We start from the raw sequence: 13,292 nt of genomic DNA, 5'->3' as shown, positions 1-13,292 counted from the left end.
CCTTGGCGCTGGCCATGCCCCTCATAGATAACAGGGGAGCACATCACTCCGCTGCGAGCATCGAATTGCAATTCGGAAAGAAGCGGCGAACTCGTCAACCGCACCGGCGATGCGCTTTTTCAATCGCCCGGAGAGAATGCGATAATCGGTGAAATCGCGTTCCGAAGCATAGACCCTCGTCGGCAAGGTATGAGTGATGAAGAACCCAAAGAGCGGCCGAAGCTGGTGCTCGACCATCAGCGCATGCCCCGCTCTCCACCTCCGGCAGCAGTAAAGAGAACCGGCTTCCCGCGTAAGTCGTTTGGGTCGGGCAGGTCAAATAGATGCTTGAATAAGCCCGGATAACCGCCATTGTAGGTCGGGCAACCGATAACTAAGCGGGTCGGGCGTTAAGAGATCCGTTCCGCTGATCGTCGGAATGGCTTTAGAGAGATCTACCAAGTTGCCCACATGAACTGATATCCGATCATCATCCGCGACGTGATCCGTGAACCGGACCTCTTCGGCCCGGTCTTCATCAGCGCGCGCTGGGCCTCATTCCGCGTTGGATCAAGGGGAAGCCGAACGCCCGCCTCTGGTCAGTGCGCGCTGCGAAGGCATCGGGACCAGCGGCATGTTCAAGGACGCCTGTCGCAGCCGCCGCTGCCTCATCCCGATCGATGGCTTTTTCGAATGGAAGGACATCTACGGCACGGGCAAGAACAAACAGCCCTACGCCATCGCCATGAAATCGGGCGAGCCGTTCGCGCTGGCCGGCATCTGGGAGACCTGGCGCAACCCGGAAACCCGCGAGGATATCCGCACCTTCTGCGTCATCACCTGCCCGCCGAATGAGATGATAGCGGCAATCCACGACCGTATGCAAGTGATCCTGCACCGCGAGGATTATCCGCGCTGGCTTTCGCCGGAGCCAGACCCTTACGACCTGATGAAATCATTCCCGTCCGAGCTGATGACGATGTGGCCGATTGACAGGAAGGTCGGATCACCTAAGAACGACACAGCTGATATCCTCGATCCTGTCGATTCCACCACGTGAACTAATACATTTGCTAGTCACCATGCTTTCTGCCCTTGCCTACCGTCGGGCGAAAAGGAGACCTGGCATGGACAATGGGGGCGAACACTGAAAACACGATCGGTGATCCTTAACTAATCCGACTCCAACAATTCTGCACCTAGCAGGTTGGCACACCTCGCTCCCCGCGACATCAGGTTCCCCAAAACCTGTAACGAGCAGTGTTCGCCCCTCCTCTCCCGCGGGCACTGCTTCCTACTTGACAGTCTGCAAAAACTGGCACTTTTTACTGAATGCGCGTAAAACGCGAGTAATTGCGAGCAATGCAAAGGCACTGTCGTGTACAAGCAAACCCTATTAGCTGGGATCATTGGAGCACTTTCTTGCGTCCCCGCTTTCGGCGACCGAACAATCGCGGGCCGCGCGTCGGTAATCGATGGGGACACAATAGAAATCGAAGGCGAGCGAATCCGCCTGCACGGCATCGACGCGCCGGAAAGCTCTCAGGTATGTTCCGACAGGGCGGGCCAGCCTTATCGTTGCGGGCAGGAAGCCGCCCTTGCTCTTGATACTTTCCTGAAGGCGTCACGCCCGACCCGGTGCGTGCTCCTCGGCCGCGATCATAGAAGATCAGTCGGTGTCTGTTTCCGCGCCGACGGTAAGGACGTCAATCGCTGGCTTGTCGAGTTCGGTCACGCGCTGGATTGGCCGAAATACAGCGGCGGCGGCTACTCGAAATTCCAGAAGTTTGCACAGGCGGCAGGCGTTGGTTTATGGGGCGGTGCGTTCGAGTTGCCATGTAAGATCCGAAACAGAAACAACCCGTCCTGTTGAGCGATGACACCAAGATCATGGATCGGGAAATGCCCGCCGAATGAGATGGTGGCGACAATCCAAGACCCCGGATGCCATTAATCCTGCAGCGCGAGGATTACGCGCGCTGGCTTTCGCCGGAGCCAGACCCCTTCGATCTGATGCAACCCTTCCCGGCCGAACCGATGACGATGTGGGCCATTGACAGGAAGGTCGGATCACCCAAGAACGACATGCCCGATACCTCGATCCGATTGAACCCACTCTATGAAGTTTCTCCGTTGCCTACCTGCTGTCGCGATCCTGCTTCTGGCGATCGTTCCCTCTCATCCTGCGCGTGCTGCCGATCCGATTACCGGCCGCGCGACAGGTCTAGTCCACTGGCTCTAATGGACTGCCCGCATGTCTGGCGTTAAGACCCGCGTTCGATGGCGACGTGTAGTGCAGCCAGAAAAGCCTTCCGCTCTCAGTGGCAGATAGACAGCAGATTGGACAACGTGAATCGCGTGCTACTGAGATCACTGAAACGGCACAATTCCCTCCAATCTTACTGAACCCGTTACGGCAATAGTAGGTACTGGGCCTATCGTCGCTAGCACGATTCGCGTTTTTGGAACCGAAGCAATGGCTTTGAGCTTCGCAATTGGGAATTTCGCATGAGCGGCACCGGTAAGACCCTCAAAACTGTAAACCCGACCGGCAACGACCTGATCGACGGCGCGCTGTCGGGTTCGGCGTGGAACAGCACCATCACCCATGCCTTTCCGACGTCAGGCAGCAGCTACAGCTACGGCGGCGAGCAAGGCAGCGGCTTCAACCCCATATCGGCGGCGCAGCAATACGCAGCGCTTTTCGGCGTGGAGCAGTCCTACGGTTCCGCCGCCAATGACGGTTTTTCCGTCGAGGGCTTCACCAATGCCAACTTCACTTCAGGAAGTGCTGCCACTCCCGAACATGAGTTCGAGGGCGACGGAAGAGTTTCCCGAGCCATTTAGGTCTCTTAATTGCTTGATGTGGATGCGAATGTGCGGGCTGGATTAAGCCCGAAAGGCGAATTGCCTTCAGCTCAGCGGCGTAGTTTGCTTTCTGTAGCCGCCTGTCCCGTCGAGCACGCGCTCAGAGGCCCTCTCGCCACCCGCACTTGGCGGCGGGCCTCGCCCTGCGACCAGTGAGAGAATGGTTTTCACTTCAGCGAAATGGAAAATACTCTTGGCCTATCAGCCACGGATGACGGACTGAGAACATGGACGACCGCGATACCGAAAGCGCCAGCCATACAAAACCGGCTTCTGACCTCTTAGGAATTGCGGCTCAACTCGCTGCCTTGGCCGAGGATATCAAGGTGTTGGCCACAGTGCCGGTTGAGCAGCCGATATCGATTGAGCCTGACGTCAAGCCCGAAGCAAGCTCCGAATAGCAACCGTCGGCCACCTCTCGTAGGCCTGGCTACGGCCTGACCCGTCCCCGCCAGGATCACGGGTCTTTGGTTATCTCGATGAAGGCAAGCAGGATCGCCGCGCCGCGGGTTCCATCTGATTTTCTTTTCTGAAGAAGAAGTGCTCAACCAAAAGCGGTTGAGAGTTCGGACCACATGATGGGCTACGACTGGACCGGCGAGCGACCTCGCCGAATGAAGATGTTGCGGGCCTGCGCCTTTACGTTCCTCGCTGGAGCCGTCACCCTTTTTTGCCGCGGCGATCGTCAGAGGTCGGCTTAATCCTTGCTGATCTGCGTGGTGTCCGTGAATATTACGAGAGCGTGTTGATCGCCAAAAACACTACTCGGCCGCAGTAGTCGTCGGCCACTTGAGTGACGACAGTTCCGCGGACGGCTTCATCAGCCAATGCCGGAAATGCGATAAGAAGAGCTGCGAAGCCCCCCGGAATTAATGATTTCATGACCCGATTTGCCCCTGTCGGCTGATCCGCCTTATCACTGAGGGCACCTTAGCCCAATGAACTAAACGCCAGTGGGGCACTTTCGCGTATAATGCTTTGCACAGGTCTCCGCCGCATAGGTGATGAGCTTCGGTTTGGGAACCTACCCGCTACGTTAGGGAGAGGGTCGCAATGTTCGACCCCCGCGAGAAAATCGCAATTTTCATCGACGGCGCCAATTTCTATGCCACATCAAAGAGTCTTGGCTTCGAGGTCGACTACCGAAAGCTGCTTGAGGCATTTCAGAAGCGCGCCTATCTGCTGAGGGCCTACTATTACACAGCACTGATCGAAGACCAGGAAAGTTCCTCGATCCGCCCACTGATCGACTGGCTCGACTATAATGGCTATCAGGTCGTCACTAAAGCGGCCAGGGAATTCACCGATTCACTCGGGCGACGCAAGATCAAGGCCAATATGGACGTGGAGCTGGCGATCGACGCCATGGAAATGCGCGAAGCCGTCAACCACTTCGTGATTTTCTCGGGCGACGGCAACTTCACGACGCTCGTCGCGGCACTGCAGCGCAAGGGATGCAAAGTTTCTGTGGTTTCGACCATGTCGACCAATCCGCCGATGATTGCAGACGAGCTGCGCCGCGAGGCCGATCACTTCATCGATCTCGTTACGCTTAAGGGCGAGATAAGCCGCGAGCATTCGGAAGGTGCGGCAAGCGACAACGAAAGCGAGCGGTCGACGCATGAAGCGACCTGAAAGCAAACGTAGTCATTGCGGCGATACGACGACAAAGCCAATCCGCTTGGCGCCAAGGGGCTAGGCGAACTCGGCGTCTGCGGCGCAGGCGCCCCATTGCCAACGCCATCTACAACGCGACCGGTGTCCGCGTGCGCGAATTCCCGATCACCTTGGACAAGCTGCTCCCCGGCTTGCCGGTGACTGCCATTTAAGTCTGCCGACCTTTACTCTATTCCTTGGCGTCCCACGAAGCCGCGCATTGGCCTTTGGACACGATAAGGCCAAAGCCCGCCGCCTATCTCTTTTCGGACTCTGGCTCTTTTTGCTTGGGCGTATGACTTCGCGGCACGTCGAGTCCATCGCGAGGATGGCATCCGAGGTGCCATTGTTTGAGGACGAGACCGAACTCTTCGACATCGTGATCTCGGATGGTGACGATCGGCCGCCCCGCCGATCTGCTGAACTTGGGCGCGCCGAATGCATCCGTCTCCTGCGCGCGGCGTGATAGAGCTCGTGCTCGACGAGCGCCACGAACTAGGCGTCTCCGCACTCTCGGCAGTATTCGGCGTCCAGCGTGATGATGAAATCAAGGATGAAGTCGAACCCCTGCTTGATCTGCATCTCTGCCCGGGCGCGGGCTTGGGAACAGTCGGGACGGGCGGGCCTCCCGAGAATTGCACCGTGTCGCCGTCCTGGCCACGCTCCTGTGCTATATCTCAATGAACCGCTAAATTAGAGAGGACGCCCCCTGTTTGGCTCAAATTGCACAACAACAATGGACCGATCTTCATCAACCATGGACCCTGTTACGCACTTCCAGCGGGTAGAGGGACAGCGGCGCACCACTCTCGTCACCCAAGACCGCAAACGATGATAGCGGCAAGTGGGCGATGACGCCGTTCTCTCACATCGTGCAGTTGACAATTTAACACCGCAGCGGATTTGCCGCCATTCTCGGCGCTGTCTCCGTAATCAAGGCGACCACCCTGCCGCATAGATGGCCTTCAACGAATGCTCGCCCGCGCCGTTGCTTTTACTGTTTACTAAGCCTGACAAGGCGAGACAAGTAGACAAGTCGTCACTCCGGTGAATCCAATTGCTCCCGCGAACATGCCCGCGACTGCGCCAAGCCACTCTGCAATCGCAGCCGCCAAAAGGAAGATAGGAACGCAGATCGCGATTATCTTGAATGTGAGCTTTGGATCACCTGTAGACAACATGGCCGCAACTTAACGATCCGCGATGCAGTTGCGCTACCTTCCCGATCTCGTGAGCAATGCCCCGAATTTCTCACATTGCAAAAGCAAATGGGGAATGGACAAAGCTGGCATCGCCTTTCTAGTGCTTGGGGGCGATTGAGGCCAAGTCCCGATGCGAAATCCCAATTGCTCGGGAAGACGGCTCGCCCGTTTGCGAGGCGCCTGCGCCTCCTCCGAACGAAGTGAGGAGGGTATATCTCTGGTCTGGTATCTGAAGAATGCCGTGGCAAACCTCTAGCATTTGCTAGACGTGCTTCTTTATCTTTTAACGCCTTAGCGCTACCACCCTTCGCCCCGGCGTCGGCTCTCGATTGAGATTTTCGCTCGCTTTTTTGCAACTCTTTCGTCAGACGATTATGGGAAATGTCCGAGCCCGTGACGTCGAAGAAGCCGAGAAGATCGCCCTCGATCGACTTCCATTTCTTGACGCTTATCCTGGCGACCCGCGCGAGCTTTGCGTCACCGTTCGGCAGCTTGCCGCCAGCATTCCACATGGCCATGAGCATCAGCATGTAAGCCCCGATCTGCTCGTGCTCAAATGCAAGGTGTCGCCTATGAAGTCGGAGACATAGAGCTGCATGAACGGGCGTTCGCTCATGGCGCCAGAGCCTCCTGTTTCGGTGGCTCAGCACCGGATTCACCACGCGGAACCAAGACCGCGGCCAGCCGTTTACTCGGCACCGGAACCGAACTGCGAGACGAAACGCCATGCATGAGATACCTTGGAGCACACCAGTCCGGCTGCGTTTCGAAGACGGCACCCGCATGTCGATCGATGGCCCGCGAGACGGCCTGAACTGCCTCTTGCAGATGTGGCCCACGGACCATGGCGAGTTCTATGAAAAAGCGAAACGCCAGTGCTACGCTGCGTTGGAGCACGTCAAAACGCCCGACGAAGCGCGCGAGACGTTCATCGCCGCCTCGAAAGAAGCATCGCTGATCGTCCAGTGAGAGATGCTGTGCAATCCCGACAGCGCGAGTGATGAGCTGGTTCACAGGGCCCTCCCTGCATGGAGCATCGGTGCGCGGCAGGCGTGGCGCCTCAATCCAGATGTACCAGGCGCGATCTTCCGTCCCGGTCTCGCCGTTGAAGCCAGCTGATCCAATCGACGAGAACGATCTTTGCGGCGAAGCGATAATTGTCGCGGAATAGATGAGCGCGGGTGCTCCCGGAATCGAACTTTGCGGTCAAAAGCAGCGCGACGAGACCATCGCAGCGCGCGAGCGCCTTCTCCACGAACTTGACGGCTGTCTGGTTCTGGACACCGTACGGCGGATTGAAACGATGCCGTCGGCGTCTGGACCGTCCTGATCATCGGACAAGAAGTCGTAAGGCGCGAAGGTGTGTTCTCGGCCGTAAGTGGCAATGTCCGATATGACGACCGCCGCGCCACGACGATCAGGTGGTTCCCGGCGGCCGGCTCCCAAATCAGCATCCCTTAACCGGGAAGTGACGCAGCAGCGCTTCCGTAGCCCAGGGTTCGGTCTGGTAAAGGTCGTTCTCGATGCGGGCGTATTTGGAGGCGACGACCGTCACGCGCGTTCCTCCGCTCTAGAAGCAGCGGGATAGGAACCAAGGCAAGCGTGTGTGGTTAGGGCAGCATCGAAAGCAGAGAAGATACCATGACCGACGTCTGGGGAGATTGCGTCATCATCCAACTGCCCAACCCAAACGGCGTTGAGATTGTATGGACGCCAGCTCACGCAGCTCGGTTGCTCAGCGAATGTTGGCCCGTCGAATACGGTGCCGCTTACTCCACGGCTCTCAATGTCTGCACCGATGCAATGATGGGCACCTCTCCGCGGGAGCAGGCCCGCGATGCGTTCATCGCTGCAGTCGACGAGGCTAAAATAAAGAAGCTGCGTTGACATCACGCCGCCACCTCGGAATCAGCTTCGGTGGCCAGCAGGTGCTGCTCGCCAATGGCGCATGCCTCATCGTCAGCCTGTGGGCGCTTGCCGGCCTGCTCGGTATCTGCCGCTTCGCATCCGGCGCCGGCATGGCTGGCGGTCCCGTTATTGCCGGTTTCTTGCATGACCTGACGGGCGGCTATGCGCTGGCCATCCTTGCTCGCGATCTTCGCCCTAACGCATTTCCTCAGCTTTCTCGCGGTCACGAACAAGCGGAGAAATTCCATGCTGCGTTTTGTAACAGATTGACCAGGCTTCGCGCCGACATAGGAGTGCTTCTGAGCGTTTCATCCGAAACCAACGCGAGTGCCAGGGCGCCCTGTTCGTCAGGATGGGCACACCTTCGGGAAAAAAGATCGCGAAGACCAGGTTCGCCTCGGATCCTGACGCTCACGCCGACGCCCAACGTTCTGAAAAAATTCCCGGCTGCCCTCGGCGATCGGGCGGTCAGGGCCATTTTCGTCCGGCTGAATCGGCGTGACGTAGCTCCGACTGCTCGTCTTCCCTCCTCCGGCGGCCCTTTCACCAAATTAGAGAGCATCGTCTCGCGGAATGGTTCTGTCTTTGGTCGTTCATGGCCTAAGCTGGATAGCGAGGATAACGTTAGACAAGATGGTCGGGCTTTGCTTGATCGCAAAGGACCGGCGTTGCGCGGGAACGTCGTCGATTTATGTTGTTAGATTTACGCCAGGACGGAGGAAGTTCGGGCGAGGCATCATAAGGGAGGCAGCGTGGTCAAATCGGAGAAAGAGAAGCAAAACGGCGCTCCTCTCACCCATGGTGCCGATGATCTGCCGTCAGTCACAGTCGACGACTACAATATGGAACTGCGCGACGGCGACGGTTTCTTAGGTGACAAGGCAAACAAGTTCGCCTTTCAAGAAAAGCTCGATGCCTGGCGCAAGCGCGTACGAAAGGGTGGCAGCGATCCGCTCGGGAAGACACCAACCAATAAATTGTCTAAAAAGCAGATCGATGCCCTTCTGCGCAGTGAGGACAAGGAGGCAGCCGCCCTGATTATAGGGGCGGTTGACGATTTTGCGGGCGAACTAGCCAATGTTCTCGGCCGGTTCTTGCGCCAGAAAAGCTGGAAGAATACTGAACGTGTCGTGGTTGGCGGCGGCTTTAGAGCGAGCGCTATCGGCGAACTCGCAATTGCCCGTGCGATGGTGCTGCTAAAAGCCGAGGGTTTCAAGATAGAACTCAACCCTATCGTCCACCATCCACATGATGCCGGACTTATCGGAGCCGTCCATCTTGTGCCATCTTGGATGCTGAAGGGTCACAAGGCGATTCTCGCCGTTGATATCGGCGGCACGAATGTTCGCGTCGGAATAGTCGAGCTGCATTTGAAGGAGGACCCGGACCTCTCAAAGGCCAAGGTCTGGAAGTCGGATATCTGGCGACATGCGGACGACGAACCTAATCGCAGCGCCACGATCGAACGTCTCGTCGCGATGATCGAAAAGCTTATTGCCAAAGCGGACAAGGCAGATCTCACGCCGGCACCCGTCATCGGCGTGGCCTGTCCCGGTATCATCAACGCGGATGGGTCGATTGCGCGTGGCGGGCAAAACCTGCCGGGCAGCAATTGGGAGAGCGAACACTTCAATCTGCCCGTCGCCCTCACGAGCGCCATTCCACAAATCGGTGAAGACGAAACCTTGGTGATCATGCACAACGACGCCGTCGTTCAAGGACTGTCGCAAATCCCCTTCATGCAGGACGTATCAGGCTGGGGAGTCCTGACGATCGGCACGGGGCTCGGCAACGCTCACTTCAGCAACAAATGCTAGAGATCAGCAACCGCCGCTTTGGCAGCCGCAACAAGCCTGAGCCGCTGGATTGCACATTGGCTTCCTGCACCACAGTCAGTTCAGCGTCAGCCCCGGCCGCTCGGCAAGCCGCCGCCATAACCGCGCTGCGGCCGCTGCCGCGGCTGACGGTCTTGACTGAGAAATGAGGTATCGCCACGGACACGGCCTCCAGTTGCAAACGAGGTCTTGGCTCTGCGGAGGCACAAACGTGCGCCGCGTCAGCGACGTGTTACTGCCTTGGATCCGCTCCCGCCCGAGCGGCGTGATGATTGTCTGGAGTTTCCGTGCCTTCAACTCGCATTTTTGCAAGTGGCTCTGGGCTGTGTTGAAGACACGATGCTTAAAAATGCTCTGGGGCATCGGTGTATGCGAGCCGAGCTATTTCAGCTCATATATCGTCGCGCCATCCGCCCGCTCCCTAATCCCCTTGAACGACGGATGCCGCAGCTTTCCATCTTCCGTCCAGGCGCGATATTCGACCTCGGCGACGAGCAGCGGTTCGGTGAAGACGGCATTCTTCCGCTTGAGGTTTACGGCCGGAGATTTCGTGACGATGCCTTCGAGCAGCTTGCGGAGCTCCTTCGACATCTCACTGGTCCAGCCGGTACCGCAGCCGCCGACGTAGGCAAGCCCCTCACCTTTCTTTGCCGCCAGCAGCAGGCGCCCAATTGCGCCTGGCACAGTCGACGGCTCGAAGCCGACAATCACGAAGCTATCGGTGCGCACGCATTTGATCTTCTGCCAGTCGCCATAGCGGCCGGATCGATAGGGCTTGTCTTGCCGCTTGCCGACGATGCCTTCAAGGCCATGTTCGCAGGCAACGCGATAGAACTCCTCTCCGTCCGCTTCCACCTCTTCCGACAGCCGGATGGCACCGTCACGACCGGCGACGATCGGATCGAGCAGCCACCTGCGTTCGCGCAGCGGCAGTCGCCGCAGGTCCCAACCGTCGAGATAGAGAAGGTCGAAGGCAAAGAAGATAATTTCGCGGGGATCATGCAGACTAGGTCGCTTGCCGAGGGCGCGCTGAAGCATGCCGAAATCCGACCGGCCCTGATCGTCAAGCACCACTGCCTCACCGTCGAGGATCAAGCTCTTGTGTCCGAGCTCGCGCGCCTCGGCGGCGATCGAGGCAAAGCGGGCCGTCCAGTCGTAGCCGCCGCGTGTGATTATCCGTACCCGGTCCGACTCGACGTGAACGGCCAGCCGGTAGCCGTCCAATTTCACCTCGAAGGCCCAGTCCGGCCCTTTTGGCGGCTTGTCGACGATCATCGCCAAGCATGGATCAACCCGATCCGGCATCGGGTCCGGCGATGAGGTGCCGCGCGGTGTTTTCGACGATGTTTTGGCCATTCGGCTATTAACGCGCAAAACCGCGAAAATGCCCCAACCTTTGATTCGATCCTGCTAATCGGTTTGGCCGCAGGAACGTCAAAGCGGAGGGTTTTATGGATCAAGGCGAGGCTATGCGCTTTTGCTTACGTCCGTGACTGACAGGATGCATCAATCCTTTTTGCCGCCCTTGACGACCCGCAAACCTGCCGCTTTAGGCCGCCCTTGAACGATACCCATGCGTCCGTCAATCCGGTTCATGCTGGCCGCTAAGGCGCGCGCCATGCTCTCACTTAGACCACTGTCGCGGCCACTATGCCAGACAACGGGGCGACCCGTTTCGGTGTCGACGAGGTTCCAGCTACCGTTCTCGTTCTGCTGGATCGTGTAGCGCGGCGTCTCGCTCACAACAGTTGGCCTCGCTCTGGTTTGCCCTTTGCACGCCGGCGTTCGTCTAGCAGGTTGAGCAAGTCGTTTAGATCGTCCGCAGCGTCTAGCTGCAAGCCAGTCTGCAGCACGCCCTCCCAACGTGCGGGCATTCTAGTAAAGCGGTCAATCACGCTCCACAGTCCGTTGCCGTCATCCTTCAATTCATATCGCTGGGCCATTCCGGCATATTACCGCGCCCTTAAATGCCGCGCTAGGGCGCCATGATCTATCGGGAGGGCTTATCGAGCGGGTAGGTATCTTCGATGACGTTTTGCCATGCGCCATTAACGCACGGACTTGCGAAAAGGCCGCAAGGCATCATAGCTCTTTATCAAGATGGCATCAGGTGGGCCGCCATTCTGCGAGAAACACTCAAAGCCGCAGCTTGAGGAGCCGGTATCGGGAAGAAGCAAGAGCCCGCGATATCAGGGAGGGGCCAGCGGGCTCATAGAGTTTAGGCCAATAATCTGGCTATCGTCATTGTGACAGATCCGGCCGATTTGTCGACTAACTCATTGAGACTAGATCGATTTCTCTTCCATCGTACCTAAGCCGCCCCTCGCCGCCTGTCCCCTCAGACGGCGGCATGAACACGACTGTCACCGCCCTCGAATCGCTCCGCGGACAGCCCAGCCTCGACGGGAATTGCGGAGTGAGAAGCTCTCGCGAGATCATCGACGCGTAGGTGGGTGCGGCGCACCAAAATGAGAGTCCTGACCGGTACCGGTCAGGGTTCATTTCATCCAACCCCAAGTCGCACAATATAAATCGCTGACATGGCAATACGATTTCAAGTCGTTCCATGCAAAAATCGCTCAATACTTAAAGGTTGCGCCCGCGCAGAACGGATATTACACCTAAAGCTGGATGAGGCAATGCATTTTTAGGGGTTTCTCGTTGGTATAGTGTAAAGCATTGTAGCGCAAATCGGATTATTAGCTCAGGTCAAAAGTTGTTACGAATATTCAACTTTCCTTCGCCTCGGTGGCTGGTTTTCTTGGACTGCTGCAGCCGCTCCGCGATTTTCCAGATTAATCAACAAAAAGGCCCCCTCCGGTAAGGGAGAGGGCCGAGACTGGAGTATCATGCGAGCTTATACTGGCGCCCTCTTGTTCGTTGTCTAGGTTGTGCGCGTCTTTCGTCTGGTGGCCGCAATGCGAAAAAGATAGAAAAAGGGGATGACGTGCTCGTGCGCGGCGAGGTCATTTGGGTAGACGACAATGGCATCATGCGCGTGCGCTTAAAGGGCTATGGCTACCCAATCACCAGTGATCCAGACGTGGTGGGAGCAGGTCATCAAGTCAACCGCCGGAGCCGAAGCCGAGACGGAAGCCGCTTCGCGATATTCCAGATTAGCAAACAAAAGAAAGGCCCTCTCCGGTTTAGGGGGGCCGAGTCTTATGTGTGCGGGATGCTAATTTAGCGTCTTGTTTGTTACGGCGGGATGACAGTGGCCTTGCGTAAACGCTGCCAGCGCTTCTTCCCCTCACGCAGCCCCTCTCCGCCTGTCGCTGTCCGACGGGGGCATGAAGACGACGGTCACCGACCTTGAACCGCACCGGGGACAGCGAAGACGACTGGCAACGATCGAAAGTGGGAAGTCTCTGCCCCGCGTGGCGACAAGCGTCAGCATATCGAGGTCATAAGTCCAGACGCATTGACGGACAGACTTCATTCCCTCACGATTGCCGTACGCGCATCGCGCCTTAAGTTTCCATCCTAGGCTGAAAGCTTCGCCAATTGTCTCGACCATGGCGGTGCGGTAACGTAAGAACAAACAGAGAACAATGGATCAATGCGCGAACCCCCAAAGATTTGAGAATGAGGGCTTTCCTCGAGGAGTTATCTGTTGAGTGACGAACAAGCGCGAAGCCGCATTTCGAGGCCGGGCCGTATCTTCACTACTGGGAGCACCCCGGATGCAAGAAGTGGGGCGCCTTTGGTTTTGCGACCGGGAAGGCCAAGCCGAACTGGTTCTGTTTCGAGCACCGGCCGGAATGGCGACAGCGGGTGGTCGTCCCAACTATGAGCACTTGCGCAACTGACGCCGGCGGCACCGACTTGTTTGGGTGAGAGAGGG

General features: G+C 57.7%; 12 protein-coding genes and 4 pseudogenes. 10 read left to right on the top strand and 6 right to left on the bottom strand.

Going from position 1 to position 13,292, the window contains the following annotated elements; all coding sequences use genetic code 11:
* Window positions 1–21 precede the first annotated feature (21 nt).
* Window positions 22–377 (bottom strand): annotated as a pseudogene (locus PYH37_RS02310) (NAD(P)H-dependent oxidoreductase); the annotation flags it as partial.
* 82 nt (window positions 378–459) lie between these two features.
* Between PYH37_RS02310 and PYH37_RS02305 the strand changes: the two are divergent.
* The 6 genes and pseudogenes from PYH37_RS02305 to PYH37_RS02280 all read left to right on the top strand — a co-directional run.
* Window positions 460–1,039, top strand: a pseudogene (locus PYH37_RS02305) (SOS response-associated peptidase); the annotation flags it as partial.
* A 318-nt stretch (window positions 1,040–1,357) separates the two neighbouring features.
* On the top strand, window positions 1,358–1,852 hold the full coding sequence (locus PYH37_RS02300; protein ID WP_425336068.1) for a thermonuclease family protein: 495 nt from the start codon (window positions 1,358–1,360) through the stop codon (window positions 1,850–1,852).
* Between the two features lie 30 nt (window positions 1,853–1,882).
* Window positions 1,883–2,102, top strand: a pseudogene (locus PYH37_RS02295) (SOS response-associated peptidase family protein); the annotation flags it as partial.
* Between the two features lie 385 nt (window positions 2,103–2,487).
* Window positions 2,488–2,826, top strand: a complete 339-nt coding sequence (locus PYH37_RS02290; protein ID WP_425336067.1) for a hypothetical protein — start codon at window positions 2,488–2,490, stop codon at window positions 2,824–2,826.
* 248 nt (window positions 2,827–3,074) lie between these two features.
* A complete protein-coding gene (locus PYH37_RS02285; protein WP_280731844.1) occupies window positions 3,075–3,248 on the top strand; it encodes a hypothetical protein in 174 nt (57 codons plus the stop codon).
* A gap of 652 nt (window positions 3,249–3,900) precedes the next feature.
* On the top strand, window positions 3,901–4,482 hold the full coding sequence (locus PYH37_RS02280; RefSeq protein WP_280731843.1) for a LabA-like NYN domain-containing protein: 582 nt from the start codon (window positions 3,901–3,903) through the stop codon (window positions 4,480–4,482).
* 277 nt (window positions 4,483–4,759) lie between these two features.
* Here the strand turns inward: PYH37_RS02280 and PYH37_RS32720 are convergent, their stop codons facing one another.
* On the bottom strand, window positions 4,760–5,014 hold the full coding sequence (locus PYH37_RS32720; protein WP_280731842.1) for a putative metallopeptidase: 255 nt from the start codon (window positions 5,012–5,014) through the stop codon (window positions 4,760–4,762).
* Between the two features lie 630 nt (window positions 5,015–5,644).
* A complete protein-coding gene (locus PYH37_RS02270; RefSeq protein ID WP_280732501.1) occupies window positions 5,645–6,217 on the bottom strand; it encodes a hypothetical protein in 573 nt (190 codons plus the stop codon).
* Window positions 6,218–6,431: 214 nt separating this feature from the next.
* On the opposite strand from PYH37_RS02270, the gene PYH37_RS02265 reads away from it, so the two are divergent.
* On the top strand, window positions 6,432–6,674 hold the full coding sequence (locus tag PYH37_RS02265) for a DUF982 domain-containing protein (protein WP_280731841.1): 243 nt from the start codon (window positions 6,432–6,434) through the stop codon (window positions 6,672–6,674).
* Window positions 6,675–7,346: 672 nt separating this feature from the next.
* Complete coding sequence (locus PYH37_RS02260) at window positions 7,347–7,592, top strand: DUF982 domain-containing protein (RefSeq protein ID WP_280731840.1); 246 nt, start codon at window positions 7,347–7,349, stop codon at window positions 7,590–7,592.
* 2 nt (window positions 7,593–7,594) lie between these two features.
* Here PYH37_RS02260 and PYH37_RS02255 read toward each other — a convergent pair whose 3' ends face one another.
* Window positions 7,595–7,846, bottom strand: a complete 252-nt coding sequence (locus tag PYH37_RS02255; RefSeq protein ID WP_280731839.1) for a hypothetical protein — start codon at window positions 7,844–7,846, stop codon at window positions 7,595–7,597.
* Window positions 7,847–8,365: 519 nt separating this feature from the next.
* Between PYH37_RS02255 and PYH37_RS02250 the strand changes: the two genes are divergently transcribed.
* Window positions 8,366–9,430, top strand: coding sequence for an ROK family protein (locus PYH37_RS02250; protein ID WP_280731838.1), 1,065 nt, complete (start codon window positions 8,366–8,368; stop codon window positions 9,428–9,430).
* 399 nt (window positions 9,431–9,829) lie between these two features.
* Here PYH37_RS02250 and ligD read toward each other — a convergent pair whose 3' ends face one another.
* Both ligD and PYH37_RS02240 read right to left on the bottom strand, forming a co-directional pair.
* Window positions 9,830–10,804, bottom strand: a complete 975-nt coding sequence (ligD, locus tag PYH37_RS02245) for a non-homologous end-joining DNA ligase (RefSeq protein WP_280731837.1) — start codon at window positions 10,802–10,804, stop codon at window positions 9,830–9,832.
* 150 nt (window positions 10,805–10,954) lie between these two features.
* The gene (locus tag PYH37_RS02240) at window positions 10,955–11,191 is read right to left on the bottom strand and encodes a hypothetical protein (protein ID WP_280731836.1); all 237 of its coding nucleotides are present in this window, start codon (window positions 11,189–11,191) and stop codon (window positions 10,955–10,957) included.
* Window positions 11,192–13,159: 1,968 nt separating this feature from the next.
* Between PYH37_RS02240 and PYH37_RS32345 the strand changes: the two are divergent.
* Window positions 13,160–13,285: pseudogene (locus tag PYH37_RS32345) on the top strand (hypothetical protein); the annotation flags it as partial.
* Window positions 13,286–13,292: the final 7 nt, after the last annotated feature.

The organism is Sinorhizobium numidicum, assembly GCF_029892045.1.
GTDB classification, from domain to species: domain Bacteria; phylum Pseudomonadota; class Alphaproteobacteria; order Rhizobiales; family Rhizobiaceae; genus Sinorhizobium; species Sinorhizobium numidicum.
Note: the sequence above shows the minus strand (reverse complement) of the source record. Positions and strands in the feature narration are given on the sequence as shown.